Here is a 25,910-nt window from a genome sequence, read left to right as displayed (position 1 = left end):
ATTGCCGGGCAATGGCGCCCTTTGCTGAATCCAACAACGATACCAAAATTTCATGCTGAATTACACCCAATCGGATTTTGCCAAAAAAAATACAGAGTACTCTGTATTTTTCCCTGATCAGCAGAGCAGTTCCAGTTCCTGCCATTTCTTTTCCAGCCGCTTTTCCGAAACAGGATAGGCAGTGCCCAGTTCCTGGGCAAAGAGGGAGACCTTGAACTCTTCGATCATTTCCCGGTATTCGGCAAGTTTCTCCCGCAGCTCGGCCGAGGCCTCCTTCTTCGCCGCGGCCCGGGCGTAACGCTCCTCGTGCACCGCCACCCGGGCGGTCTTGGCCGCCTCCTTTCCCGGCGCGACCTGGGCCCGTTCGATGCGGATGCGCAGGGCCTTGAGATAGCGGCAAATGGCGGGAAAACGCCGACGCGCCATCCATTGCAGGAAATCCGGCGGCACGATCCGGTCCGCCTCCCGCCGGTAACCGGCAAAACGCTCTTCCTGACCGCGATTGTTGCCGAGGCTTGCGGCAAACTTGGCGATGGTGTCCAAGGCGGCCCGGCGCTCCTGGAGCACCGCGATGACTGCCGAAAAAATCTCCCTGGCGCCGACGGAAATCCCCCTTTCCCGCACCTCGGCCACCTTGGCGGCAAACTGCGCGGCCGAAGGGATCAGGCCCTGCCGGAGAGAAAAAAGATCGGAGAACACAAAGTTCCACAGATCCGCGTTGATCTGCTCATGGCTGCCGAGCCCCTCATACAAGGCCCAGTGACCGCGGGGGATCTCCAGATCCCTGCGCATGGTTTTGAGCTGCTTTGCAAATTCCGCGCAGTAAAGGGTGATGAGGCTTTGCCGGGTGCTGGCCCGGGCCTCCTCCTCGCTGGCGAAAAGACGTTGACTCACTCCTCCCTGCGGCCCGGCGGAGGCAAGACCGGGATAGACATAGCCCTGCAGGCTGCCATCCGCTCCGGTAATGGGCAGAGAAGCGGGGATCTCGCCGAATCCCTCCGCTGTAACCTTCTCTTCCTCCCAACGCCGCTTGAGGGTGGCAAGCTGCGGCGACCCCAGCTTGCCGGCCCTGGGCATCTCCGCGACAAGTTCGGCAAATTCCCTGGTCGCCCTGATGAGCCCGCCCTGGGCATCACGCAGGCAGTAGCGGAATTTCAGATGGGCCGGCAGATCGGCCACCGGCCACTCCCGCGGCGGAATCCGGAAGCGGAAGGAATCGGCGATCACCTGTTCCAGTGCCCGGTAGAGGGACCCGTGGTATAAAGGCAGATCCGCGACCAGTTGGGCCGCGGTCTGGGGAATCGGCACCAGAAGCCGGCGGCTTGCCTTGGGAAGCCCCTTGAGAAGAAAGACCACCTTGTCGTTGAGCAGCCCCGGCACCAGCCACTCGAAAACTTCCGGCCGCAGATGCGGCAGCACCGTCAGGGGAATCTGCACGCTTACCCCGTCATCCTCTTCGCCCGGGGCAAACCGGTAGGAGAGACTGAGATCGAAATCCCCGACCCTGAGCACGATGGGAAAGCGGGCCAGCTCCGTTGCCTTTGGCGCGGATTGCCGGATATCCGCCTCGGCCATGACCAGCAGCGCCTCGGCGCCGGGTTCTTTCAGCCATTTATTGAGGCTGCGCTGGTCGTGCACTTCGGATGGCAGCCTCTGCTCATAAAAGCTGGCCAGGGTGTGGTCGTCAACCAGGATATCCCGCTGCCGCAGCCGGTCCTCCAGGGCGGCGAGTCCTGCCACCAGTTGCTGATTCTTTTTGAGAAACCCGTATTCTCCCTTCAGCTCCCCCTCGACCAGGGCGGTCTGGATGAAGATCTGCCGCGCCTCCTCCGGCTTGATGAGACCGTAATTCACCGGCCGCCTCGGCACGATGACCAGGCCGAAGAGGGTGACCTTCTCGTGGGCGACCACCTGACCGCGCCCCTTTTCCCAGTGCGGCTCGGAGTAGGAGGAGCGGCAACTCTCCCGGGCCAGGGGCTCGATCCATTCCGGTTCGATGGGGGCCACGGTGCGGGCATAGAGCCTGCTGGTCTCGACGAATTCCGCCGCCATGATCCAGGCGCCGGTCTTGCCGAAGAGGCTTGAGCCGGGAAAGATCATGACCTCCCGCCCCCCTGCCCCAAGGTAAAGATTCTTCTCCTTGCGCATGGCGATGTTCCGCAGGTTGCCGGCAAGGATGGAGCGGTGTACCGCCTCCGGCGCTGCTGGCGTCCGGTTGACGACAAACCCCGACTCCTCGGCGAGGATCAGGCTGATCTGCTCATGGATGTCACGCCATTCGCGCATGCGCAGAAAGGAAAGATAGTGGCTTTTGCAGAACTTGCGCATCCGGCTGAGGCTTTTCAGCTTGTCAAAGGTGAGATGATAGGCGTCCCAAAGTTCCAGGAAGAAGAAGAAATCAGACGGCACCTTGGCAAAACGGGCATGCGCCGCGTCGGCCTCCGCCTCCTTGTCCGCCGGCCGCACCCTCGGATCCTGGCTGCTCAAGGCGCTGGCGATCACCGCCACCTCGCGCAGCGCGTTGTTGTCCCGGGCCTCGATGATCATTCTGGAGATGCGCGGATCAAGGGGCAGTCTGGCCATGAGCCGACCTTCCTGGGTGAGGCGGCGTTGTCTGTCCAGGGCGCCCAGCTCGGCAAGGAGCGCATAGCCGTCCTGGATGGCGCGGCCCGAGGGCGGATCGACAAAGGGGAATTTCGCCGGCTCACCAAGTCGCAGGGCGGTCATGCGCAGGATCACCTCGGCCAGGTTGGAACGCAGGATCTCCGGCAGGGTGTACTCGGGGCGGTTCAGGTAATCCTCCTCCCCGTAGAGGCGGATGCAGACGCCGGGCCCCACCCGGCCGCAGCGTCCCTTGCGCTGGTCGCAGCTCGCCCGGGAAACCGGCACGATGGGCAGCTTGCTGGTTCTGGCCCGCACATTGTAGCTCGCCAGGCGGGCAAGTCCCGTATCCACTACGTAGCGGATGCCGGGCACGGTGATGGAGGTTTCGGCCACGTTGGTGGCGACCACGATCTTCTGCCCCCTGGCCGGCAGAAAGATCTTTTTCTGGTCGCCGGGCGAAAGCCTGCCGAAAAGCGGCAGGATCACCGGCGCCCCTCCGCCCCGCTTCACTTTGGCGAGCTGGACGGCGAGGCTTTCCACGGTTTCGAGAATATCGCGTTCCGTGGGCATGAACACCAGGATATCGCCCAGTTGCCCTTCCTGGCGCAGGGAAACCACCGCGGCGACGGCCTGGTCCACGTAGCTCAGCTCTCCTTCCTCCTCCTTTGCCGGATCAAGGGGCTGGTAGCGGACCTCCACCGGATAGGTTCGGCCGGAAATCCGGATCACCGGCGCGTTGCCGAAACTTTTCGCGAACTTTTCCGTATCGATGGTGGCGGAGGTGATAATTACTTTCAGGTCGGGACGGCGCTCCAGGAGCTGTTTAAGAAGACCGAGAAGAAAATCGATGTTGAGGCTGCGCTCATGGGCCTCGTCGATGATGATGGTGTCGTAGGCGGCGAGCAGCCGGTCGTTCTGCGCCTCGGCGAGGAGGATGCCGTCGGTCATGAACTTAACCCGGGTGGCGCGCCCGGTCTGGTCGCGGAAGCGGATCTTGTAGCCGACCAGACCCGCGCGGTCGCCCAGCTCCTCCGCGACCCGCTCGGCCACGGAAACGGCGGCGATACGCCGTGGCTGGGTGCAGCCGATCTTCCGGCCTTTTGCGCCGCGCCCCGCCTCAAGGCACATTTTGGGCAGCTGGGTGGTCTTGCCGGAGCCAGTATCGCCGGCCACGATCACCACCTGATGCGCGGCAAGAGCGGCGATGATTTCCTGCCTGTGCGCGGTGATGGGCAGCTCGGCAGGATAATCCATGGTGACTTCGGGTGCGGGCTTCATCTATTCTCTCAGGGCTCGATTATCGGTTGCCAGGGGCAAAAAGGCGCGCACAGACAAGAGGTTCGCTTCCGTTCGCGACCCGGGCAACGATTTTTTTTAGTAATTTCTTCAAGTAGAATGCTGAACCGGTCGAAAATAAAGTAGAATTTTTAAAATTCCGAAAGTAAAATGATAACAATTTTAACAGGACCCGTAAAATCCCGCCAAAGCCACAGGTCCGTTCCTCGAATTCATCGAGGGCGCAACCTGCCCCTGTCGACTTCGCGGCTTTTGCGGTGCCAGCCATATTCCCGAGCAAAGCGCGGGAAACAACAGCAGACGCTGTAAAAAAAAGAACGGACCGTCGGCCCACCACCGACAGCTTGCCGAGCAAACAGCCTCGCTACGAGGTGATGAGGATGAGGAGGAAAAGGATGACGGAAGAGATGGGAAACATGAAGAACGCCATGGAGGCAACCCAGAAAACCATTGTCTCCCGTGAAAAGGAGATCGGCGAAGATGCCGAACGCCCCCAAGGGCCGGTGGGCCTCGATATCGGCACCAGCCATATCGTCATGGCCCAGAACAAGGGGAAAAACATCCATACCGTAAAACAGCTCAATGCCTTTTTTACGATCCCCTACTCGAAGTTCACCAAAAAGATCCTGGTCGACAACGAAGTCACCTTTTTCGAGAAGAACGACATGTTCTACATCCTCGGCTACTCTGCCGAGAATTTCGCCAACATGTTCAACACCAACACCCGGCGCACCATGGAAAAAGGCCTCCTCTCCTCCCGCGAGGACGAGGGGATCAACGTCCTGCAGGCCATCATCAGCACCCTGATCAAAAAGCCGAAGAACCCCGGCGAGGTCATCTGCTTCAGCATGCCGGGCAGCCCGGTGGACAGCGGCAATTCGGTGGTCTACCACGAATCGATCATCAAGATGTACCTGGCCAGCGTCGGCTACAACCCCATTTCCATCAACGAAGGGTTGGCAACGGTCATGGCCGAGCTGGCCGAAGACAACTTCACCGGCATAGGCATCAGCATGGGCGGCGGCATGTGCAATATCTGCCTTGCCTATCTCTCCGTGCCGGTCATTACCTACAGCATCCAGAAGGGCGGCGACTACATCGACCAGATGGTCGGCGCCTCGGTGGGCGAGCCGGCCACCAAGATCAAAACCACCAAGGAGAGCACCTTCAAGCTCTCCAAGGCTCCCAAGAGCCGGATCGAAACCGCGTTGCACATCTACTACGACGATCTCATCCACACCCTGCTCCACAGCCTGCAGGATGTGCTGCACTCCTCGGACAAGATTCCCAAGATCGCCAAGCCCATTCCCATCGTCCTGGCCGGCGGTACCGTGCTGCCGCACGGCTTCAAGGAGCATTTCGAAAAGGCCCTCAGGGACTTCAACCTGCCCATCGACATTTCCGAGGTGCGGATTGCCGAAGACCCCCTCAACACCACGGCCAAGGGCGCAATGGTCATGGCGCTTTCCGAAGAGATCTGATCGCCTCGCACAGCCCGACCCGCCTCAAAGGCGCATCCTTGCGGGGTGCGCCTTTTTCTTTCCCTCGGGCGGAGGGAATTCCTCACAAAAGCCCGCCATCGCAAAAAAAAAACCGATCACAACCGGTGGCCCGCATGCCAGGGCCGCTACACATAGCGCTGCATTATCTGTCCCATTCCCTCCCGGGAAACCTCCTGGCGGGCAAGCGGGCCGTTCCTTAAAACCGCGAACTGTTCTTCGAAGATCGGCCCTTCTTTTTTATAGATGACGCCGAGGGGGATGCGCTCCCCGAATTCCAGCGCGGTGCGGAGGGCCAGGGCATGGTCGGTCGCGTCATGGGTTTCGGCAAGCTCGTAACAACGCTCCTTGTACCACTTATACGTATTGACCCTGTTGAAAGAGACGCAGGGTTGCAGGATATCGACCAGGGCCGTGCCCCGATGTTTGATGGCTTGGGCGATGAGCCCGGCGAGGTGCTCCGGCTGCCCTGCGTAGCCGCGGGCCACAAAAGAAGCGCCCATGGTCACCGCCACGGCCACCGGGTTGAAGGGGGCGGCGAAAGCGCCACGGGGCTGGGCCTTGGTCACAAACCCCTGCTCCGAGGTGGGACTGGCCTGCCCTTTGGTAAGACCGTACACCCGGTTGTCGTGCGCAAGAATGGTGAGGTTGAGATTGCGGCGCAGGGCCGCAAGGAAATGGTTGCCCCCCTCTCCGTACATGCAGCCGTCCCCGCTTTCGGCAATCACCGTAAGTTCGGGGTTGGCGAGCTTTGCCCCGATCGCCACCGGCAGGCTGCGGCCATGCAGGCCGTTAAAAACATTGGCCTTCAGATAATGCGGGGTTTTGGCCGCCTGGCCGATGCCGGAAACCAGCAGAACCTGATGGGGCGCAAGCCCGCAGGCGGTCAAGGCCTGCTTCAGGGAGTTGAGAATTCCGAAATTGCCGCAGCCCGGACACCAGGCTGTCTCGTATTCGCCGTACTCTTCGATGGACGTCATGCTTTTCCCTCCCTGGTTGACTGGTTTTCCAAGCGGTTCAGGATATGGCGGGCGGTGAAGGGCAGTCCGTCATAGCGCGCTATCCGCGCGGGCATGGCAAAGCCGGTCTCCCGTTGGATGAGGCGGGCAAACTGGCCGGTGGCATTGCCCTCCACGCTGACGACCCTACCGGCGCTCTGGAGAATATCGAGAAACTGGTCCGGGACCAGCGGCCACACCTGGGAAAAATGCAGGCAGGCGACACTCCGGCCCTGCCGGCGTAGAACGTCCACAGCCTCCAGCACGGGCCCCTGGCTGGAACCCCAGCAGACGAGGAGGAGTTCCGCGCCCCTTTCCCCGCTGAACTCGGGGGCAACAACTTCCTGCCTGAGCAGCGCGAACTTGCGGAGCCGTTTTTCCACCATGGCGATGCGCACCCCGTGCTCCTCGCTGATATGGCCGTCTTCGTCATGCTCGTCGCTGTCCGCCACCACCAGCTGGGTCGACAGACCAGGCAGCAGGCGGGGCGTAAGACCGTTTTCGGTAAGACGGTAGCGTTGGTAGGGCAGCGGCACCGCTTCCGCCTCCGCCCCGGCCCTGACCGGGGTGATGGCCGCGGGGTCAAAGGGCGCGACCGGCCGGGCTGAATCGGCCAAAAACTGGTCGGTGAGGAGAAAGATCGGCGACTGGGAACGCTCGGCCAGCCCCAGGGCTCTCCGGCTGAGATGATAGCAGGCCTCGATGCCGCCCGGAGCGAAAATCGCCCGGGGAAATTCGCCATGACCGGCATGGAGGACGAACTCCAGATCCGCCTGTTCGGTACGGGTTGGCATGCCGGTGGCGGGTCCGGGCCGCTGGGCCACCACAATCAGCACCGGTGTTTCAGTCATGGCCGCCAGGCTTACCCCCTCGGCCATCAGGGCAAAACCGCCGCCCGAAGTGGCCACCATGCTGGCTGCCCCGGCAAAAGCAGCGCCAATGGCCATGTTGATCGCGGCGATTTCATCCTCTGCCTGCTCGAACACGCAGCCCATGACCTCGGCATGGCGGATCAGCTCAACGACAATGGAGGTGGCCGGGGTCATGGGATAAAAAGCGCAGAACTTGAGCCCCCCCGCCAGAACCCCCAGAGCGATGGCCTCGTTGCCGTTCAGGAGCAGACGACCGGCGCCGGGCACCCCGCCGGTCAGAGCGAAGCCATGTTCAGGCACATGGGCCACGGCCCATGCCCGGCTTTTCTCCATGATCTCCAGGTTTTCGCCCAGACTTTCCGGGTGTTTTTTCCCCAGCATGGCCTCCACGGCCTGCTGGAGAGGCTCGGCGGGAAGAGCGAGAATCTGGCCGAGCAGGGCAAGGGAGGCGGTATTCCAGAGCCGTTCCGGGCCAAGCTCGGCAAAGGGCACCGAAACCGTCCCCGGCAGCTCGGGGGCAAAGGCGGAATCGGCGATGAGCAGTGCCCGCTCGCTCCGCCGGCCGCGATGCAGCTCCACGGTCTCGGCATTGAGCGCCACCAGGATATCAATACTCTCGCGAGGACCCGCGAAAGGACCGGTTCCCAGGCGGATGGAAAAGGTGTTGTGGCCGCCGCGGATCCTGGAATGATAACTCTGGCCGACAAAAATTTCATATCCGGCCCGGACCAGGGCCTTGCTGAGCAACTGGCCTATGGTCGCCAGTCCCTGGCCGGCTTCGCCGCCAATAAGAAGATGAATATCCAACGACATGGTCTTGGCCTCCCCTCGTTATTTTTCGTCTGACCTGCGGCCGGCGACGGATCGTGGCCGCGAAAACGCTGCGCGCTGTTTTTTTGTTGAATTTTTCCTAAAGAGCCACGGCGGTACGCCGATGACGCCGATGCCTTTCGCAGGCCCATCATACACTCCATCGCCGGCCCGCCTCCTCTCCGAGTGCATGCCCCCTCCTCCCGCCGTTCGATCAGGTTGCCCTCCCGTTGTTTATGGGCATGCTTTCCGCGTCCGGGTCAACGGAAGGAGCCGGGCGGTAAAAGCGCCACTCTTTGTTGATGATCAGCCGGGCCCCCCGATTGAAGCTGAAGAACGCCCAGGCCCATTGCATGGCCACGAACAGCCGGTTTTTAAAACCGATCAGATAGTAGATATGGGTGACAAGCCAGATGACCCAGGCCCAAAAGCCGCCGCACCGGAACCGGCCCAGCTGGATGATCGCCCTGTTGCGGCCGATGGCGGCGAGTTGGCCCTTGTCCAGGTAACGGAAAGGAAGTGGTTTTTTGCCCACCGTGTCGCGCAGGATATTCCTGGCGATCCAGCGCCCCTGCTGGAGGGCCACGGGCGCCAGGCCTGGCAGGGGCTTGCCGTCGCCATGGGCAAAATGGGCCAGATCGCCGGCGACAAAAACCTCGGGATGCCCCTTGATGTTGAGGCAGGATTCCACCGGAATCCTGCCCAGCCGGTCGGGAACAACGGCCAGCTTTCGGCCCAGTTCCGAGGCCTGTACTCCGGCGGCCCAGAGGATGGTGGCGGTCTCCACCCGTTCCTGGCCGATGGTGACGGCGTTGCTGTCCACCCCGGTAACAGTGGCCGAGGTCCATACCGTGACGCCGAGATTTTCCAGGTTGCGGGCCGCCACCGCTGCCAGCTCCTCGGAAAATGAGGGCAGGATGCGCGGCCCTGCCTCGACGAGAATGATGCGGGCCAGCTTGGGGTTGATGTTGCGAAAATCCCTGGCCAGGGTGAAACGGCTCATCTCGCCGATGGCGCCGGCAAGTTCCACGCCGGTGGGCCCACCGCCGACGACGACAAAGGTAAGAAATTTCCGGAGTCGCTCCGGGTCCCGGCTCCGTTCGGCCGCCTCAAAGGCGGTGAGCACCCGCCGCCTTATTTCCGTGGCCTGCTCGATGGTCTTCAGCCCCGGCGCGCTCTCTTCCCATTCCTCGTGCCCAAAGTAGGAATGGCGCGCACCGCAGGCCAGAATCAGGTAGTCGTAAGTCAGAAAGCCGTTCTGGGTAATGACCCTTTGCCCGGTGAGATCCAGATCGCGCACCTCGTCCTGCAGCACCGTAATATTGCGGTACCTGGCCAGGATATGGCGGATGGGCACGGCGATTTCCGCCGGACTCAAGGCGGCCATGGCCACCTGGTACAGCAGGGGCTGAAACAGGTGATGGTTGCTCCGGTCGATCAGAGTGACACGGATGCCCGGTCTGTTGCCGAGACCTTTGGCGGCGTTCAAGCCGGCAAAGCCTCCGCCCACGATAACCACATGTTTTGTCACGCCCGGCCTCTGTTTGTGATGACATTTCGGCGAAGAATCGTTTTCGCCGTCGTGGTCGAAAAACTCCCCCAGGGCTTCTTCATGGCAGTACCCTGCATCGGCCGTTGATGTCCTGCCCCACGGCACTTCGGGTTCACAGATTCAGCAGACGATGGTTGATCTCGATGCCCAGCATGGCCCCCTGACCGGCTGCAATAATGGCTTGGGCCTTGCCCGCCTTGAGAGCACCCAGGGCAAACAGGTTTTTCACGGACGTTTCACAGAAAGAATCGGTTGAAAGCTCGCCCCCCTGGCCAGCACGCGCAAGGGTAAGCCCGGCAAGACAGGAGTCGTTCAAGGCATAGCCGTAACTGAGCATGACCACCTCGCAGGCTATCTCCTGCCCGTCCGCCAGCTTCACGCCGGTCAACACCCTGTCGCCGAGAAATTCATGGGCTGTGCCGACAAGGAAGGAAATGCCGTCCTCGGCCAACAGTTCGGCATGGTCCTCCGGCAGGAGGAGGTCGGCCGGCAGGATGAGCGTGATATCCGGAGTGAACATTTGCTTCATGGCAAAGGCGAGGCGCATGGCATCGAGTGAGTCGCCGAGGATGACGAGCTTCCTGCCGGTGGTGCGGTAGCCGTCGCAGTCAACGCAGGTAAAGACCGTCCGGCTGAAAAATTTGCTCATCCCCTTGATTTTTGGCGTGTTCTCTGTCGCCCCCATGGAGAGGATGACATGGGGTGCCTGGTATTGGCCCTTTTCCGTGACCACGCTGAAACCGTTGCCGGCCTGCACCGAGACAACATGCTCACGTCGGAATTCAGCGCCAAAGGATTGGATCTGTCTGATACCGGTGTCAACAAGCTCTTTCCCGGAGATGATTTCAAGACCGAGATAATTTTCAAGGTGCAGGGCGTGCCGGGTCCGCCCGCCGCCCTGATCGACGAGGATGACCTTGCGGTTATAACGGGCAAGATGGATGGCCGCCTGCAGACCGCCAGGCCCTGCGCCGATGATGATGCAGTCGTAGCTGTTCTTTGCCATGGATTTTCCCGCTCCTCCCCCCGATGCCAGGAACCCGTTTGCGGTGCAGGACCTGCGCGGTTCAGCCGGGCCGCCGCGTCGGGCTCCGGCCGAACCATTGCGCTCCGGCTCAAAGAAGCCGATAGGGATAGGCACGCCTTGTCCATTCGCTGTCGGGGAAATCCCTGCTCAACTTCTCATGGGCGGCCTTCAACGGTTTGGGGTCGTGCGACCGCTTGTAGCGAGAGACACCGGCCAGAAAAACGGCCTCCGGGGTACTGTCGCTTTGACCATATCCTTCGATCAACCGCTCAAGACGGGCCAACGCCTCATCAAACTGATCATTATCAAGATGATATTTACCAAGCCCCAGCAGGAGCGAGGGAATCAACTCCTCCGGGCCGAGAAACCCCACGGTCCGATGATGTTCCCGGGCTTCGGGGCTCAGGATTATCAGGGCAGGCGTCCAGGTGACGTTGAACTTCCCGGCATGGGGCTTGCTGTCAAAGCTGAGGCGCAACGGGATAAAATTCTCTTCGATGAAACGGACCACCTTGCTTTCGGGATACGTAACCGCATCCATCTGTTGGCAGCCGATTCAGTTGGGGTTAAAAAAATCGAGCAGGATCGGTTTGCCCGCCTGCCGCCCCGAACGCAGGGCATCGTCCATATCCGTCCGCCATTGAATTTTTGCCGTCATGGTTGTCCCTCCTCATCTGGATAATCGTTCAACGCAACGCCATTTTTTTACAATCAAACGACAGAAAAGGCCGATTGCCGCCAGGATGAACCTGGCGGCGGCGGAAAAGATTTTCCCCGTCACCAGCCGGGCATTCCCGATCATTTGAGCAACTCGGCCACTTCCTCCCTGCCCTTCTCAAGTTCATGCCCCTGTTCCTTGTCTTTCCGCAGGAGCAAGGCCTGAAACTCGCCCACGTGGGTTTTTTCCTCCCTGGCAACATCGAGAAAGATGGTTTTCAGATCCTTGTTCGTTGCAAGATTCGCCATCTGCTCATAGAGATTGATCGCATCCAATTCGGCGATGATTGCCGCCCTCAGGAGCTCTTTATCCACATCGGCTTTCGAAATCCTGTCCAGATTAAAAGGAATGGTCGCCAGCATCTTTTTCCCCTCCAAGCAACAATTGCGTTATGGCGTCTCACCCGGGACCGTTCTCCGTCGCAGAACCATTTTCATGCACGCGATCAAAGGGGAGGAACGCCTTTAAATGCTCCGTTGCCAGGGGCGAATTCAAGCGTGGGGAAACAGGCGGGACCGGTCAGCGTCAAGACTAGCAAATCCCGACTGGATCCAAATGGAGAAACGCCCCGGAATGCGGACACCCATCAACGCGGGACTCCCGGACCATCGGCGGCGGCAAGAGCCGGCAAGGGCCGTGGTCTTGCCCACACCAGTCTCGTCCGGCTTCAGGACCCCGCGATGATGCGGGACACAAAAAAGAGAACGGTTTTCCCGGCAATGCACCCTGTAGTCGGATGCCTATTGGGATTTCTGGTAATTTCGAGCGGATAACAACGAACATTGCCCGCATGGCCCGCTGCAATGCAATCATTCTCGTATAGGGTCGCGAATAAGTCAATCCCCCAATTGCACACCGTAGCGCGGCAGGCCCAGGCCCGTCCGCCCGACAAAAGGACGATGGGATCCGAAATGTTCTCGTTCCTTGCCGTCGCGCAGGGGAGCAATACCTCTTCTTCTTTTTAATTCCCCACAAAAAAAATCATCTGCTATACACTGTGTTCATGACGCAGCGTACCCATGGTACGGATCTGCAGGAACAGAAAGGCGTTGCTTGGAGAAAGGCAATGGAAAACCCGGCCCCGGATCAATGCTGCCACCGTTTTCAGCTCCTTGTCGAGGCGGCCAACGAAGCAATCGTGGTTGTGCAGGACGGCCTGATCGCATACTTCAATCCGAAATCCCTGGAAATGTCCGGCCATCGGCCGGAACAGCTCCAGAACCTTCCCTTCCGGGAATTCGTCCATCCCCTGGACAGGGAACTGGTGAACAAACGCTATCGCGACCGGCTGCGGGGCCTCAAGGTGCCAAGCACCTATCAGTTCCGGATCATCGATGCGCACGGCGAGGCCCGCTGGATACAAAGCAATGCCAGCGCCGTGACCTGGGAGGGAAAACCCGCCATCCTCGCTTTCCTGCAGGACCTCAGCGCCCTGCGCCAGACCGAGAAGGCCCTTTACGAAAGCGAAATCCGCTTTCAGATGATCGCGGAAAACACCAAGGACATGATCCTGCTCAGTGAAGGCCTGGGCCGGATCGTCTTCGTCAACTCGGCGCTGCTCGCGCTCCTGGGCTTCACGGACAGCGAATTGAGCAGGCGCCCCATCTCCGACCTCATCCAGCCGCGCTTTCACGGCCATCTCGCCAAGACCTGGAAAAAGATCCTGGCCGGCACCACCGTCCCGCCCCAGGAGATTGTCCTGCTGAAACAGGACGGCACCCCCCTTGATGCCGAGATAAGCTGTTTCGCCATCGAACAGGAGGAGGGCGAGGCCTATTTCGGGGCCATCATGCGTGACATCACCACCCGCAAGATGGCTGAGCAGGAGATAGAACACTACCGGGAACGCCTGGAAAAGCTCGTGGCCGAGCGGACCTCCGAGCTGACCGTGGCCAACCGCAAACTGCGGCAGACCGTCGTCGAGCAGGAACTTGCCGAGGAGAGGCTTTCCCAGGAAAAAAACAAGCTGGAGGCGCTCTTCGCCGCCATCGGCGATGGTCTCTCCGTGCATGACCAGAACTTCCGCATCCTTTTTCAGAACAGTGTGCTCACCGACAAGTACGGCGACTGCACCGGCCGCACCTGCCATGCGGCCTATCATGACCGGGCCGAGCCCTGTCCCGGCTGCGGCCTGCCGGAATGCTTCGAGGACGGCGCGGTCCACTGGTTTGAGATGGTGGAGGTCCGGGGCAAGGAAAACATGTTTTACGAGCTGAGCGTGAGCCCGGTCCGCGACGGCAAGGGCGCGATCATCGCCGCGGTGGAGGTGGTCCGCGACATCAGCGACCAGAAAAAAATGGCGGATCAGCTCCTGCAGGCCCAGAAGATGGAGGCCATCGGCACCCTGGCCGGCGGCATTGCCCACGATTTCAACAACATTCTCACCGCCATTCTCGGCTATGCCGAGTTGTCGAAACTCGAAACGAATCCGGGCAGTGATCTCAACAATAATCTTTCCGAAATCATTGCCGCCAGCCGGCGGGCCGGCGATCTCATCCGCCAGATCCTCACCTTCAGCCGGCGCAGCGAATTCAAAAAACAGCCGCTCGCCATCCAGGCCGTGGTCAAGGAAGCCGTCAAACTGCTCCGCGGCACCATCCCCTCGACCATCGAGATCCGACAGCGAATCTGCGAAGAGTGCGGCACGATCCTCGCCGATGTGACCCAGATCCATCAGGTCATTATGAATCTCTGCACCAATGCCTATCATGCCATGCAGGAAAAAGGGGGAACCCTGACCATCGGACTGGAACAGGCGGATCTGCGCAAGGACAGCGGCAGCCTTCTCATGGGGCTCGCTCCGGAAAATTACGTGAAGCTCAGCGTCTCGGATACCGGGCACGGCATGGACGAAGCCACCCTGGAACGGATTTTCGAACCCTATTTCACCACCAAGAAAAAAGGGGAAGGCACCGGCTTGGGCCTTGCCACCGTGCATGGCATCGTGGAAAACCACGGGGGAGTGATCACGGTGGACAGCAAGGAGGGAGAAGGAACCTCCTTCACCATCTACTTCCCCACCGTCGACAAACCGGCCGTGGTTTTTCCGGATCAGGAGGAAATCCACTCCCTGGGAGTGGAGGCAAGAATCCTCTTCGTGGACGACGAAGAGATGCTGATAAGACTGGGGGAGAGGATCTTACGGAAACTGGGTTTTACGGTCACCGCCGTAAGCAGCAGCCGGCAGGCCCTGGAAACCTTCCGCGCCGATCCCCTGGCCTTTGACCTGCTGCTCACCGATCAGGTGATGCCGGGCCTCACCGGCATCGACCTGGCCCGCCAATGCCGAATCCTGCGCCCGGATCTGCCCGTGATCCTCGCCACCGGCTACAGCGAAGTCAGCGACAAGGAAAGCGCCCTCGCCCATGGCATAGGAACCGTTCTTCTCAAGCCGATTTCCATCAAGACCATGGCGGAGAGCATCATGAACGCCCTGCCGACGAAAGAGAAAGAACGCACAGCCCCCTAGAGCAGGGACCCCTTGCCGGAAAAACGCGCCTCCAGCTGTTTGGTCTTTTTCACCAGCAGCCGCTGTTCGCCGATCTTCCGCTCGTTGTAAAAAAACTGGATGGTCCAGGCCCCGTAAATATTTCGCGCATTCTCCGGGATGGTGTACGCCTCGACCTGCCGCCGCAGGCATCTGATCTGCCGGCTCGAAACCCTGGCCAGCTTGCCGTCCGGCGCCAGCCACTTGACGGCCACCGGGATGGCCTGATCCGCGGGCATGAAGTTGACCGTGTAGAGCAGGCCAAAGGTCGCACCGGGCTGACCGGCGATATTGTCCGGCCCTCCGGCGAACATCTGATGCTTCATGAGATTGACCTCGATGTCGCTCAAGTTGGCATAGGCGGCCGACAGCTCGGAGACCTGCCGGAAAGAGGATTGGACCAGACCGGCGCTCTCGACCTGCAGCCCCCAGATCTTCACGCTCCGCTCGGCGCCTGCCGCGGCCGGCTCCTTCGCGGCGACCCTGCTCTCCGCCGGCGGCGGGTCGGAGGAATCAAGACTGCTGGCAGGACCGGGACCGCTAAACCCCTTGGCAGTGTTGATCTTCTTCGCCTTGTCCAGGTTTTTGACGTTCTGCAGCGAGGCCTGGCTCAGATCCGCCTCGTCCAGGTTGGTCCTGTTCAGATCCGCGTCATTGAGATTGGCGCCGACCAGCGAGGCCTGGCTCAGGTCGGCATCGGTGAGGTTGGCCCAGCGCAGATCCGCTTCCCGGAGAACGGCGCCCTTCAACACGGCATTGGTGAGATCCGCATTGGAAAGATCGACGTTGGCAAGATCGGCGTTGGCAAGATTGGCATCGACAAGGTTGGCGTTGCGCAGGTCAAAGCTTGTCAGCCTGGCGTCGCTGAACACGGTGGTCTGCAGGTTTTTCAGGTCGAAGCCCTTGGCCGCGGCCAGGTTGATGCCGGAAAGATTCGCCCCCTTGAGATCGGCATTGGCCAGATCGGCATTGGTCAGATCGGCGTTGCTCAGATCCGCCCTGTTCAGATAGGCGTGACTCAGTTTCGCCCGGGAGAGATTTGCCTCCTGGAGGTTGGTATTGTTCAGGTTTGCCCCGCCGAAATCGCCGCCCGCGAGATTCGCCTTGCGCAGATTGGCGCGGGTGAGATTGGCGTTGCTCAACTGCGCCCGCCCCCCGAGATCCGCCTCCTCAAGGTTGGCGCCGGTGAGATTGGCCTCGCTGAGATCCGCCCTCCCCAGTTTCGCCTTCAGGCAATTGGCACTGGTGAAATTGGCCTGCTGCAGCTTCGCCCCGGAAAGCGCCGCCCCGGCCAGGCTGGCCTTGGTGAAATTCGCCCCGCGAAAATCAGCCTCCTCCGCCTGAATGCCATCGAGGATGGCCCCGTGCAGGTTGGCCTGGATGGCAATGGCACCCGGAAGTTCCGCGCCGGTCAGGGTCGCGGTGCTCAGATCCGCGCCGGCCAGGCTGGCCCCGGCCAGATCGACGCCGCTCAGATCGGCGCCATAGAGGATGGCCTTGCCGAGGTCCGCCTTGGGCAGCTTGAGGGAACGCAGGTCCATTCTGTTCAGGTTCGCCTGGCTGAGCATGGCTCCGGCCAGGTCGGCATTCCGCAGGATGGTGGCGGTGAGATCAGTGGCCGCCAGTTTGGCCAGCCTGAGGTTCGCCCCGGAAAAATTGGTTTTCGCCAGGCTTGCCTGGCTGAAATCCGCCTCGGCGGCCGTAACCTCCGAACAATCGGTTTCAAGAAGGATGGCCCGGGCAAAAACCGCCTGACCGAGATCCGCCTTCCGCAGGTTGGCCCGGGAAAGATCCGCCTCCGTCAGGTCGGCGCCGGCAAGCCTGGCCCCGGACAGATCCGCCCTGCTCATTCTGCTGCCGGAAAGAAAGGCGCCGCGCAGGTCGGCGCCGCGCAGGTCGGCATTCATCAGATTCGTCTGCCGGAGATTTGCCCCGCGCAGATCGGCCTCGCTGAGCGTCGCCCCCTCAAAATCGGCGTTCTGGAAATTGCGGCCGCGCAGATCCTGGCCGGCGAGATTGGCTTTCCGTAACGCCTTGCCGGCCAGGGTTCCCGCCTGCCCTGTCTGCCGGGAATCGACAACGATGCCGGCCGGCGCGGCCGGAGCCGGAATGACGGCGGTGGAAAAAGGCAGATTGCTCGGCAGGGCGCCACGGCCCTTGCCGAAAAGGAAATAGCCGCCGCCGGCAAGGCCGGCGAGCACCAGGAGCAAAGCCGCCAGCCAGAAAAAGGAACCGGGAAGTTTGCTTGCGCCCCGCCGCGGCCCGACCGGACGGATCGCGGTTTTTTCCGAGTGGCAGCGCGGGCAGGGAACCTTCTTGCCGGCGAACACCGCCGGAACCAGCTTGGAAAAACCGCACTGAGAGCAGGCAAAGGCGGCCGGCCCCTGGTCGCCGGCCTTGCCGGCACCACCGCCCACCACCACGATATTCCTGCATTTCGGGCAAGGAACCGCCTTGCCGGCATGGCGATCTTCCACCTCCGCGGAGTAGCGGCATCTGTCACACTGAAAAATCATCCGGAATCCTCAGAAAGGGAACAGGAGGCTCAAGATTTTTCCGTCCGGAGCCGATACCTGTCCAGAAAGACCTTGGGAAGAAGATTACACTTCCTATCGGTCCCAGCCCGAAAATACTTCATATCTTTCCAAACTGCAAAAGAGGAGTGCTGAAATAATTATTCAAGTGAGGTATTATACCATTTTGTTTCTCAGCTTCACACAGCCATAATACTGCCGGCAGCGCCTGCTTGCCTAACCAGAGGTTTTAGAATATTTTCCGTGAACGACGCCAACAAACCGAAATCTCCGCGTAAAGCCCCGCCCAAAGCCGCACCCCATGGCCCGCCAAAGGGAAATTTCGACCCCAAGGAGCAGGCCATCAAATACAAGGCCTACCGCCATATCTTTTCCGACAAGGATATCGAAAAGGGCCTGGACGAAAAAACGATCATCCGCAAGATCAAGAAGAGCAAGAGCCTGGCCGGCCGTTATCAGCAGTACGTGGAGATGCTTGAGGATGAAAGCCGGGGCGGCAAGGTCTACCCCTGGCAGAACCCTTTCAACAAGATCCTCTTCTGGACCGCCTACTGGATCCCGCGCTTTTTCAAGTGGGGCGCCCTCATTGCCTTCACCCTCCTTTTCATCAACTATATCCCCGGTCCCACCCAGCACATCATCGAGCTGCTGGTGATCCGCTCGGTGTACGACACCGCCCCCATCGAACGGTTGCCGGACAGCCTGGAGAGCTACGCCCATTCCGCCAATATCCGGGACAGCAACGGCACCATCATCAAATCCTACGGAAAGCGCCGGGTAACCCAGCAGCTCCCCGAATCGGCGCAAAAAGCCCTGCTCGCCTGCGAGGACCACTACTTCCTGCCCCATCCCAACAACCCGTGGTATGTGAATACCTTCCTCATCCATCCGGGCGTGAGCTGGCTGAATCTGGTGGGAGCGGTGAAGGATACCCTCATGGGCACTCCACGCGGCGCCAGCACCATCGTCATGCAGAACGCCAAGAAGATCCTCGGCAATCAGGAACGGACCATCGCCCACAAGCTTGAGGAGATCATCATCGCCTACATGATGGTTTCCAAGTTCGGCAAGGAAAAGAATCTGAACTTCTACATCAACACCGTGCCGGTGGGCGCCAACATCTACGGCTTTCCCGCCGCGGCCGGCAGCTACTTCAAAAAGGATCTTGAAGAACTGAACATGCAGCAGCTGGTCGCCATCGGCTCCTTCATCCCCAACCACAACCGGCAGGTCGCCTTCTACGAGATCGTCAAGGGCAGAAGCTTTGCCGAGCTTTCCCCTTCCCTCCTCGGCCACGCCAAAAGCGCCATCAACAAGATCAACCTGGCCCTCACCCATCTCAGGGAGCAGGAGGAGATCACCGAAGAGCAATACCGCAACTGGCTGCTTGACGACGAGGAATCCATCCGCCGCATCGGCTTCCGGGACTTCCGCTCGCCCCTCTACGGCGAGGAGGAGTGGACCTCCTGGAACGTCATCAAGGAGGTCACCTCGCAGACTTACAAGGTCAACGGCCGGGAGGTTTCCGGCACCCAGTTGCTCCTGGACGAAAAGGGCGACGTGGTCATCGAGACCGGGGTCGACCTGGCCCTCATTGAAAAGATGAAGGAAACCATCAACGAATTTTTGCAAAGCAGCTATTACCGAAGCATCCTGGAGGCAAACAACGCCCAGACCTGGCAGCTCGACCGGGAGCGCTATCTTTCCAGGAATCTGACCCCGCCGTACACCGATTTTGCGAGCTTCATGGACTACCTGCAGCGCCACATCAACGTCGGCATCATCGCCGTTGATCAGAAGGGTGAAGTCATTGCCTATGTGGGCGGCAAGGAATTCCTGCAAAGCCGGGAGGAAAGCGAGGCCCTGGAGGACGAGGCTCCGCCTGAGAAAAACCACGATGCGGTCATCATCGACCTGATGAACAAGAAGGCGAAAATCACCCCCTCTTCCACGATCAAGCCCGTCATCGCCTACTATGCCATGACGGTGAACAACAGCAAGCTGCACAGCCGCTTTGCCGACAAGCCCCTCGAATACCGGTACGTGGAGAGCGAAGGCCGGCAGGTGTGGCTGCCGCGCAACTGGTATGACTACAGCGGCGCCCGCCCCCTGGGCAGGGAATACGATCTGATGGAGGCGCAGGTGATCTCCATCAACACCATCTTCGCCCGCCTTTACACCAACAGCCAGCTGCGCACCGCCATGCTCCTCGACTTCGACGAGGTGGGGCTCGACTACAGCAAGGAGGATGCCAAGTACTGGCCCTTCGGTATCGGCGCCTCGGACGTTTCGGTGCAGCAATGGCTCGGGATCTACAATGCCTTTCTCGACGGCCAGTACCGCCAGCCCTCCTTCGTGAAGCGGGTGCTGATCAACGGCAAGCCGATCTACGACCGGAACCAGGATGAAAGATTCGCCCCCGTTCCCCTCTTTGACTCCAAAAAGGAACGGGAGGAGGAGATGAGCGTCCTCTACGAAATCTGCAATCGCGGCACCGCTTCCAGCATGAAAACCGAGTTCAAGTACCACAAAAATCTGGTTTCCGGCAAAACCGGCACGGCGCCCATGAACAAGTCGGCTCTCTTCATCAGCCATTTCAATCCCTATCGGAACCGACAGACCCACGCCGACCGCAACATGACCATGCTGATCGCCGTCACCACCAACAGCGGCGGCTACAAGAGCGTCGGCACCTCGGGACATGCGCCGGTGCAGATTGCCGGCCGCATCTACAACCACCTTTTCCAGAGCGAACTGCAGGAGATGCTGGACCGCAACATCGACAAGGCCAGACGCGACAATGCGCACTTCCGCAACAACCATGTCTACTGGGCCAACGTGAACCGCTACATGGACACTCTGCTCAACGACAAGTGCGGGGCGAATTTCATCCACGAGAACATCCTGGGCATCGACGGCTACGAGGAGGCCCTGGAGCAGATCCTGAACGGCAACAACCGGATATACAGCGGCCGCGATCAGGTCTTTTCCCAACTGGTCCAGTACTACTGCGACCAGGAAAAGGTGGTCAAGATGGGGACGACGCCGGCGCCGACCGTGCTCGAAGAGAACGAACCGGCCCTGTAGGGGCAGGGCAAAGCCCGACTTTACAAACCGTTGCCGCCATGGCATAGTGAGGCCCTGAACAGGGGCCTGAACTTACCGACAAGCCAGAAGAGAGAGAAGCCACTATGGGTATCAAGATAGGAAGAAATGATCCATGTTTCTGCGGCAGCGGCAGGAAATACAAGAGATGCTGCCTCGGCAAGACCGCGGCTGCGCCCGCGGCCAAACCGGCGATCCCCTCGGTGCGGGGCGAGGTCGCCAAGATCCAGGAAAGCGCCGTGGCCAGGAAGGCCGCGGTCATGGCCCTGGGCGTCTTCGTGCTCTTCTCGACCTCGGCGGGAGATGCCTGGCTCCTTGAAGTCACGGACATGGACGCGATCCAGGTGGCCCGGGCCGGCGAAAGGATCGAGGTGCAGATCGAGGAGAATCCCGAGACCATCGAGATCAACTGGAGCCACAAGTTTGCCGTGAAGGACAAAAAATTCGTCCTCACCTCCTACAAGGACCAGAGCGAGGAGATCCGGGCGGACTACCCGGCCCACACCATCCTTTCCACGGTGAAGAAGATCCGCAGCCGGATCCCGCCCGAGCTGATGGGCAACATCCACCTCGACAGCGAAGAGGCGGCCCAGGCCTGAGCAACCGGAGGCGGCGCCAGGCCGCCGCCTCCTCCTTCCCGACAGGCATTTGCAAAATTCCCCTGGACAAAGTTTAAGAAAAGGCTTAAATTCTTTTCATAAATGAATTTGTCGACTTCCCATCGGCAATCCCCATAGGGTTTTCATTTTCACCATTTTCACGAGGAGAACGCTATGCCTATTTATGAATACCGCTGCCAGGAGTGCAAGGCCCTGTTCGAGATCATCGCCTCCTCCGCCGAGGGAGCCCAAGAGGTCCGCTGCAAACAGTGCGACAGCACCAATGTCAAGAAGACCATCTCCGCAGGAAGTTTCAGGATCAACAACGGCTCAAGCGCCATTCCCTCAGGGGCTCTGTCCGGCTGTTCTTCCAAATCCGGCTTCTCCTGAGCGTGAGGTGCATGCAGCCGGTCCGGCTGCACGATAGACTGCGCATCATCCTTCAGTAATAGATCCGGAACTCCAACGCCACCATCCTGGCGAGCAGGCCGAATTCCGATCGCACTCTCTCCTGCTCCGGGGTTCTCCCCATGGGCAGGGAGAGGGTGCAGGCCAGTTCCGCCTCGTCTGAGAGCGAATAGACCCCGTTGATGCTGACCAGTTGCGAATGGTCGCTCCAGTTCTTCAGAAAAATGGCCTGACCGCTGAACAGCGGGGAAAATTCGTAGCCCGCCCCCAGGGCGCTGTACTGCCGTCCCGTATACCCTTCCGGCAGATCGCCGGCCGGAATCGCGAAAGCCATGTCCTCGCCGCTGCGTAAGCCCTGCCCGTGAAAGAAGTGTTCCAGCCGCAGATCCAGGCTGTTGGCAAAGCGGTGCTCAAGGCCGAGGGCCAGCTCCGACCCGCTGGCAAGCCCATCCCTTTCCGGCGCCGCGTAATGGCCCTCGGCCCTGATCCCCAGCCAATCAAGAAACTCGCCCGCAAACGAGCCGCCGACAATGCGATGCTCCCGCACCGAACCGGCTAGAAACGCCCACTCGAAACCACCGCTGCCAACCGCCACCCTGCCCAGCAGGGAATTGCGGTCCCAGTCCGGCCGATTGGCCCAGCCGTTGCCGGTGCCGCTGTCCGGCGCATAGCCGAACACGCCAAGCAGACTCAGCTGGCTCAAGGGTCCCAAACGCACCTCGGCCCTGGCCGCATCCACTCCCGACTTGTAGGCCCGGAAAAAGCTCTGCGCCGCAAAGGGGGCGAAAAAATCATTGGGGGAAAAATAAAAGGTGGTGGCCAGGTTCACCGGCTGCCGGCCGATGCTGAACTCGGCCGGCCCTGCCGCATGGTGGAGGCTTAAGGTGTCGACGCTCAGGTTTGCCTGGGAGTTGCCACTCCCGTGCTGTTGCCAGGCAAGAAGGCCGCTGCGTTCCACGCCGCTTGCGGTCAAGCGGCTGCCGGCAAAGGCCGGGGTCTGAGTATGGCGGACATACTGCAGGACATTGGCCTCAAGCCGGCTGTTCTCGCCGTACCCGGCCGTCAGCAGAAAGCGCTGCTCAAGGTTTGCAAGCAGATCCTCGCGGCTGTCGTAATAGGGGGTGTCTTCCGGGTTCCTGGCCCAGGCGGCGCCAAGCCCTGAAAAGCCGCGCAGTTCAAGGGAAGTCTCTTCGCCCTGCCAGCGGCCGAACCCCTCGACCTGCCGAACCGGCAGCAGGAACAGGGCCAGGAGCAGAAACCGCCAGCCCTTCCCATTCACCCGCGCACCTCGTCTTCGGCCAACCTTCCGTCCCGCAGATGGATGAGTCTGCGCGCCCGGGCCATGACACGCTGATCATGGGTGGAAAAAAGAAAGGTCACGCCCTGGCTCCGGTTGAGGTGCTCCATCAGGTCGAGAATGGCGTCGGCCGTGGCGGAATCCACATTGGCGGTGGGCTCGTCCGCCAGCACGATGGCCGGCCGGGGCACCATGGCTCGGGCAATGGCGATCCGCTGCTGCTGGCCGCCGGAAAGCTCGTCGGGCCTGCGCTCCGCCAGTTCGGCCATGCCCACCTCGGCCAGAACCGCCATGACCCGGCGCCTGCGCTCGGCAACCGGCACATTCTGCAGGGCCAGGACAAACTCGGCATTTTCATAGGCGGTGAGGACAGGGATCAGGTTGTAGGATTGAAAGACAAAGCCGAGCCGCCGGCAACGCAGCCTGGCCAGCTCGCTCCTGCCCAGTTCGGCAAGATCCCGGCCTTCCAGGAACACTCTCCCGCTTGAGGGCTCGTCCAGGGCGCCGATCAGATTGAGGATCGTGGTCTTCCCGGAGCCGGATGGCCCGCAGAGCACGCTGAATTCCCCGGCCTGGATGCTGAGGGAAAAATCGCTCACCGCCCGGACCCGCACCTTGCCCTGCTGGTAGACCCTGCTCACATTTTCCAGTTGCACGAGCGCCATCTGCTTTTTTCTCTTCAGGAAAAGGCCCCGCCCTGGCCATGGAATCGACGGGGACCGAGGATGTCACCTGCTGCCGACGGCAGGACAGGGCCGGAATAAGGGCGGGGGAGATTTACGCGCCCCTCTCCCGCTGTCCGCCGCCTATCCATCCTCATCCTTCCGCCGCCGGTTGAGCACCTCGGCGATGGCGTCCAGGCGTGATTGGGGCGGGGCAAGGATGGCATGGATCTCTTCCGGCGAATAATTTTCCTCGATGAAGCGCCGGATGGGGATGAGTTCGAACCAGCAGTCCAATATCCGCGGACAGGGCCGCCCCTCCCGCATGATACGGCAGTACCCGAAGGGAACAGGCATGCCCAGCATGCGGCAATGCCATTCTTTTTTGTCATACTTTTCGATCATATGATTTCCCCGGAATAAAAAACCGCTGCCAAGGCCGTTTCGGCAGACTAACGGTACCGCACCAGATCCTCGGGCAGGATGGCCTTGTCAAGCAGCCAGGTTTTTTCCCGCTTTTCAAGGGCAAGCTCCAGCCGATGGGTTTCATCGAGAAGGTCCGGCAGGCCCTGGTTGGCGACCACATGGACGAGTACGCTCACCTCGGCCCGGCCCTTGGCCGGGATCGTAACCAGGATCTCCTCCAGGGTTAGCCGCAGGGTGGCATGGCGGGCGCGGTACATGATGAGATAACGGACCGCCATGCCCGGCTCCAGCCTCTCATGGTAATTGCGCTCCGGCACCAGCACCTCGCAGGCGGGGGCGAAAAAATCCTTCACCGGCTTCATCTTGAGGGCGATCTGCACCGGAGTCTCTTCCCCCTCCTTGGTCAGCTCCACGGCAATGGCGGCAAGCCTTCGCTTGACCACCTCCTTGTCGCTGAAGTAATGAAAAAGCCAGCCTGCTGTCCCCGCGACAACAACAATGACCGCGAGGAGACGCTTTCCGTTCTTCATCGTCCTTGACCTCCGCAGGCTGGAAGAGGTTGGCCGGCAAGCAGGATCGCCCTGATCATACCCGCTGCCAGCCCCCAGGACCAGTCCTTGTCCGCAGGGCCGGTGGTCTTCCCGGCCAGACAGAGATGGAATATTCAAATATCCATTGAATTGGATATTTGAATATTAAATTATCATGCTTATCTTTATAACATAAAGGGGGATTTTCCCCAATCGGCAGCACAAAATATACTTTCTCCCTCCCAGCGAGGGAAGGAGGTTCGCCATGACAACCCAAGAACTCTTCCACGAAGCACAGAACTTTTTCATCGAAGGGCGCATTCCGGAAAGCATCAAGGCGTTCACCCAGGCCCACGAAGCCGGTTATGACCCGGTCAGGACCTACCTGAGCCGCGGGGTGGCCTTTCTGAAAACCAATGAACCGGACAAGGCCATCGATGATTTTTCCGCGGTGGTCGCTCTTGATCCGGGCAACGACCGCGGCTACTACTACCGCGGCATTGCCCATCTCGGCAAGCGCGAGTACGAGGACGCCCTGGAGGATCTGACCCACGCCATCGCCCTCAACGAGGAACGGGGAGTGACCTATTTCGCCCGGGGCATCATCGAGAGCGAGGTCGGCTGCGAGGAAGACGCCCTGCGCGACTTCAAGGCGGCTGTCGCCTATTCCGACCTGGAGACCGCGGGCTTTGCCCACAGTTTCGGCAACACCCGCACCCTCTTTGACCGCTCCATGGCGCTGCTCGAGGGCGAGCGCGGCCCGCTCTCGATTGTCCTTACCAATGAGGAGGTGCGGAAGCTCGAAAAATGGCTGGAGCATTAATCGTCGACAATACCTGAAACACGGGGCTGCCAATGGGGCGGCCCCCTTCTTTATCCCGCCCCGCCCGCAGGGACGAAACAGCTCCCTGCCGACCTTTCTGAATCACTGAATCACTTCCACTTCTTGCAGGCCTCGTACTCGGCGAAAATCGGTGCCCGGCCCTGTTTGGCCACCAACGAACAATAAACGGCGACCTGGGGGTGCTTGCGGCCCAGAGCGGCCAGTTCTCTTTGCTGTTCCGGCACCAGCCCCTTGTATGCCTTGAGCTTCCCGCCAAAGTAAAAAAAGAGCAATCCCGGCCCGACGAAAAGGATCAGGGACACGGTCTCCAGAAGCTCGGTCCGGGGACCGCCCCGGACCATCCCATAGACCATGAGCAGCAGCCCGAAGGCCACCAGGGAGAGCAGGGCGATGGAGATCCGGAAATACTTGCCCAGATCCCGGTAGATATCGGCGGGCGGCTCGCGGGTAATGTCGATTTTCATGACTTCCTGTTGTTCCTTGCAAGGAATGGGAAAGGAGATCCTCTCCTCTGCCTCCATGATTGCGCATCCGGGCGGCACAAGTCAAAGATTTTGTCGGCGGGCGGGAAGGAGGGCATGGATTTTTCACGATTCAGTCGGGTCGCCGTTCCGGCCGGAACGGGAGAAGCCGGCCCTGGCC

20 protein-coding genes are annotated in these 25,910 nt (G+C 60.5%); 6 read left to right on the top strand and 14 right to left on the bottom strand.

What is annotated here, in order from left to right; genetic code table 11:
* Nucleotides 1-117: 117 nt before the first annotated feature.
* Nucleotides 118-3,882 (bottom strand): ATP-dependent RNA helicase HrpA, encoded by a 3,765-nt coding sequence (gene hrpA, locus ACUUL3_RS04305; RefSeq protein WP_448554912.1) that lies wholly within the window; start codon nt 3,880-3,882, stop codon nt 118-120.
* A gap of 19 nt (nt 3,883-3,901) precedes the next feature.
* Nucleotides 3,902-4,255, bottom strand: a complete 354-nt coding sequence (locus ACUUL3_RS04300; RefSeq protein ID WP_448554910.1) for a hypothetical protein — start codon at nt 4,253-4,255, stop codon at nt 3,902-3,904.
* 40 nt (nt 4,256-4,295) lie between these two features.
* Between ACUUL3_RS04300 and ACUUL3_RS04295 the strand changes: the two genes are divergently transcribed.
* A complete protein-coding gene (locus tag ACUUL3_RS04295) occupies nt 4,296-5,381 on the top strand; it encodes a hypothetical protein (RefSeq protein WP_448554908.1) in 1,086 nt (361 codons plus the stop codon).
* A gap of 146 nt (nt 5,382-5,527) precedes the next feature.
* On the opposite strand, the gene ACUUL3_RS04290 is transcribed toward ACUUL3_RS04295, so the two are convergent.
* The 6 genes from ACUUL3_RS04290 to ACUUL3_RS04265 all read right to left on the bottom strand — a co-directional run bounded on the left by ACUUL3_RS04290 (nt 5,528) and on the right by ACUUL3_RS04265 (nt 11,738).
* Entirely contained in the window at nt 5,528-6,379 is an 852-nt protein-coding gene (locus ACUUL3_RS04290) for a 2-oxoacid:ferredoxin oxidoreductase subunit beta (RefSeq protein WP_448554906.1), read from the bottom strand.
* Complete coding sequence (locus ACUUL3_RS04285; RefSeq protein ID WP_448554904.1) at nt 6,376-8,082, bottom strand: 2-oxoacid:acceptor oxidoreductase subunit alpha; 1,707 nt, start codon at nt 8,080-8,082, stop codon at nt 6,376-6,378. Before ACUUL3_RS04285 ends, ACUUL3_RS04290 begins: the two co-directional genes overlap by 4 nt.
* 211 nt (nt 8,083-8,293) lie before the next feature.
* On the bottom strand, nt 8,294-9,610 hold the full coding sequence (locus ACUUL3_RS04280; protein WP_448554902.1) for an NAD(P)/FAD-dependent oxidoreductase: 1,317 nt from the start codon (nt 9,608-9,610) through the stop codon (nt 8,294-8,296).
* A 133-nt stretch (nt 9,611-9,743) separates the two neighbouring features.
* Complete coding sequence (locus ACUUL3_RS04275) at nt 9,744-10,637, bottom strand: NAD(P)/FAD-dependent oxidoreductase (protein WP_448554900.1); 894 nt, start codon at nt 10,635-10,637, stop codon at nt 9,744-9,746.
* Nucleotides 10,638-10,746: 109 nt separating this feature from the next.
* Nucleotides 10,747-11,199: a hypothetical protein gene (locus ACUUL3_RS04270; RefSeq protein ID WP_448554898.1), complete on the bottom strand. Its 453-nt coding sequence runs from the start codon at nt 11,197-11,199 to the stop codon at nt 10,747-10,749.
* 257 nt (nt 11,200-11,456) lie between these two features.
* Nucleotides 11,457-11,738: a ferritin family protein gene (locus ACUUL3_RS04265; protein WP_448554896.1), complete on the bottom strand. Its 282-nt coding sequence runs from the start codon at nt 11,736-11,738 to the stop codon at nt 11,457-11,459.
* 704 nt (nt 11,739-12,442) lie between these two features.
* Here ACUUL3_RS04265 and ACUUL3_RS04260 point away from each other — a divergent pair.
* Nucleotides 12,443-14,845: a PAS domain-containing hybrid sensor histidine kinase/response regulator gene (locus ACUUL3_RS04260; protein ID WP_448554894.1), complete on the top strand. Its 2,403-nt coding sequence runs from the start codon at nt 12,443-12,445 to the stop codon at nt 14,843-14,845.
* On the opposite strand, the gene ACUUL3_RS04255 is transcribed toward ACUUL3_RS04260, so the two are convergent.
* On the bottom strand, nt 14,842-17,379 hold the full coding sequence (locus ACUUL3_RS04255) for a pentapeptide repeat-containing protein (protein WP_448554892.1): 2,538 nt from the start codon (nt 17,377-17,379) through the stop codon (nt 14,842-14,844). The two genes, ACUUL3_RS04260 and ACUUL3_RS04255, sit on opposite strands and share 4 nt — an antisense overlap.
* 261 nt (nt 17,380-17,640) lie before the next feature.
* On the opposite strand from ACUUL3_RS04255, the gene ACUUL3_RS04250 reads away from it, so the two are divergent.
* The 3 genes from ACUUL3_RS04250 (at nt 17,641) to ACUUL3_RS04240 (ending at nt 21,491) form a co-directional block, all read left to right on the top strand.
* Nucleotides 17,641-20,484, top strand: coding sequence for a transglycosylase domain-containing protein (locus tag ACUUL3_RS04250; protein ID WP_448554890.1), 2,844 nt, complete (start codon nt 17,641-17,643; stop codon nt 20,482-20,484).
* 104 nt (nt 20,485-20,588) lie between these two features.
* Nucleotides 20,589-21,101, top strand: coding sequence for a YecA family protein (locus ACUUL3_RS04245; protein ID WP_448554888.1), 513 nt, complete (start codon nt 20,589-20,591; stop codon nt 21,099-21,101).
* A 174-nt stretch (nt 21,102-21,275) separates the two neighbouring features.
* A complete protein-coding gene (locus ACUUL3_RS04240) occupies nt 21,276-21,491 on the top strand; it encodes an FmdB family zinc ribbon protein (RefSeq protein ID WP_448554886.1) in 216 nt (71 codons plus the stop codon).
* Nucleotides 21,492-21,543: 52 nt separating this feature from the next.
* On the opposite strand, the gene ACUUL3_RS04235 is transcribed toward ACUUL3_RS04240, so the two are convergent.
* The 4 genes from ACUUL3_RS04235 to ACUUL3_RS04220 all read right to left on the bottom strand — a co-directional run bounded on the left by ACUUL3_RS04235 (nt 21,544) and on the right by ACUUL3_RS04220 (nt 24,424).
* Nucleotides 21,544-22,788, bottom strand: a complete 1,245-nt coding sequence (locus ACUUL3_RS04235; RefSeq protein WP_448554884.1) for a hypothetical protein — start codon at nt 22,786-22,788, stop codon at nt 21,544-21,546.
* The gene (locus tag ACUUL3_RS04230; RefSeq protein WP_448554882.1) at nt 22,785-23,471 is read right to left on the bottom strand and encodes an ABC transporter ATP-binding protein; all 687 of its coding nucleotides are present in this window, start codon (nt 23,469-23,471) and stop codon (nt 22,785-22,787) included. Before ACUUL3_RS04230 ends, ACUUL3_RS04235 begins: the two co-directional genes overlap by 4 nt.
* A 141-nt stretch (nt 23,472-23,612) precedes the next feature.
* The gene (locus ACUUL3_RS04225) at nt 23,613-23,873 is read right to left on the bottom strand and encodes a hypothetical protein (protein WP_448554880.1); all 261 of its coding nucleotides are present in this window, start codon (nt 23,871-23,873) and stop codon (nt 23,613-23,615) included.
* Nucleotides 23,874-23,920: 47 nt separating this feature from the next.
* Nucleotides 23,921-24,424, bottom strand: coding sequence for a hypothetical protein (locus ACUUL3_RS04220; protein ID WP_448554878.1), 504 nt, complete (start codon nt 24,422-24,424; stop codon nt 23,921-23,923).
* A gap of 265 nt (nt 24,425-24,689) precedes the next feature.
* On the opposite strand from ACUUL3_RS04220, the gene ACUUL3_RS04215 reads away from it, so the two are divergent.
* The gene (locus ACUUL3_RS04215) at nt 24,690-25,247 is read left to right on the top strand and encodes a tetratricopeptide repeat protein (RefSeq protein WP_448554876.1); all 558 of its coding nucleotides are present in this window, start codon (nt 24,690-24,692) and stop codon (nt 25,245-25,247) included.
* A 110-nt stretch (nt 25,248-25,357) separates the two neighbouring features.
* Here the strand turns inward: ACUUL3_RS04215 and ACUUL3_RS04210 are convergent, their stop codons facing one another.
* On the bottom strand, nt 25,358-25,732 hold the full coding sequence (locus ACUUL3_RS04210; protein WP_448554874.1) for a hypothetical protein: 375 nt from the start codon (nt 25,730-25,732) through the stop codon (nt 25,358-25,360).
* Between the last annotated feature and the right edge of the window lie 178 nt (nt 25,733-25,910).

The sequence above is a fragment of the Thiovibrio sp. JS02 genome (assembly GCF_053485635.1).
The sequence above is the reverse complement of the archived record's forward strand: the minus strand, read 5'-3'. Positions and strand labels throughout refer to the sequence as shown.

Coding starts and splice junctions, on each gene's coding strand:
- hrpA (WP_448554912.1), bottom strand. CDS start 3,882: ATGAAGCCCGCACCCGAAGTCACCATGGATTATCCTGCCGAGCTGCCC.
- ACUUL3_RS04220 (WP_448554878.1), bottom strand. CDS start 24,424: ATGAAGAACGGAAAGCGTCTCCTCGCGGTCATTGTTGTTGTCGCGGGG.
- ACUUL3_RS04260 (WP_448554894.1), top strand. CDS start 12,443: ATGGAAAACCCGGCCCCGGATCAATGCTGCCACCGTTTTCAGCTCCTT.
- ACUUL3_RS04285 (WP_448554904.1), bottom strand. CDS start 8,082: ATGTCGTTGGATATTCATCTTCTTATTGGCGGCGAAGCCGGCCAGGGA.
- ACUUL3_RS04255 (WP_448554892.1), bottom strand. CDS start 17,379: ATGATTTTTCAGTGTGACAGATGCCGCTACTCCGCGGAGGTGGAAGAT.
- ACUUL3_RS04225 (WP_448554880.1), bottom strand. CDS start 23,873: ATGATCGAAAAGTATGACAAAAAAGAATGGCATTGCCGCATGCTGGGC.
- ACUUL3_RS04265 (WP_448554896.1), bottom strand. CDS start 11,738: ATGCTGGCGACCATTCCTTTTAATCTGGACAGGATTTCGAAAGCCGAT.
- ACUUL3_RS04245 (WP_448554888.1), top strand. CDS start 20,589: ATGGGTATCAAGATAGGAAGAAATGATCCATGTTTCTGCGGCAGCGGC.
- ACUUL3_RS04240 (WP_448554886.1), top strand. CDS start 21,276: ATGCCTATTTATGAATACCGCTGCCAGGAGTGCAAGGCCCTGTTCGAG.
- ACUUL3_RS04230 (WP_448554882.1), bottom strand. CDS start 23,471: ATGGCGCTCGTGCAACTGGAAAATGTGAGCAGGGTCTACCAGCAGGGC.
- ACUUL3_RS04295 (WP_448554908.1), top strand. CDS start 4,296: ATGACGGAAGAGATGGGAAACATGAAGAACGCCATGGAGGCAACCCAG.
- ACUUL3_RS04210 (WP_448554874.1), bottom strand. CDS start 25,732: ATGAAAATCGACATTACCCGCGAGCCGCCCGCCGATATCTACCGGGAT.
- ACUUL3_RS04270 (WP_448554898.1), bottom strand. CDS start 11,199: ATGGATGCGGTTACGTATCCCGAAAGCAAGGTGGTCCGTTTCATCGAA.
- ACUUL3_RS04275 (WP_448554900.1), bottom strand. CDS start 10,637: ATGGCAAAGAACAGCTACGACTGCATCATCATCGGCGCAGGGCCTGGC.
- ACUUL3_RS04290 (WP_448554906.1), bottom strand. CDS start 6,379: ATGACGTCCATCGAAGAGTACGGCGAATACGAGACAGCCTGGTGTCCG.
- ACUUL3_RS04215 (WP_448554876.1), top strand. CDS start 24,690: ATGACAACCCAAGAACTCTTCCACGAAGCACAGAACTTTTTCATCGAA.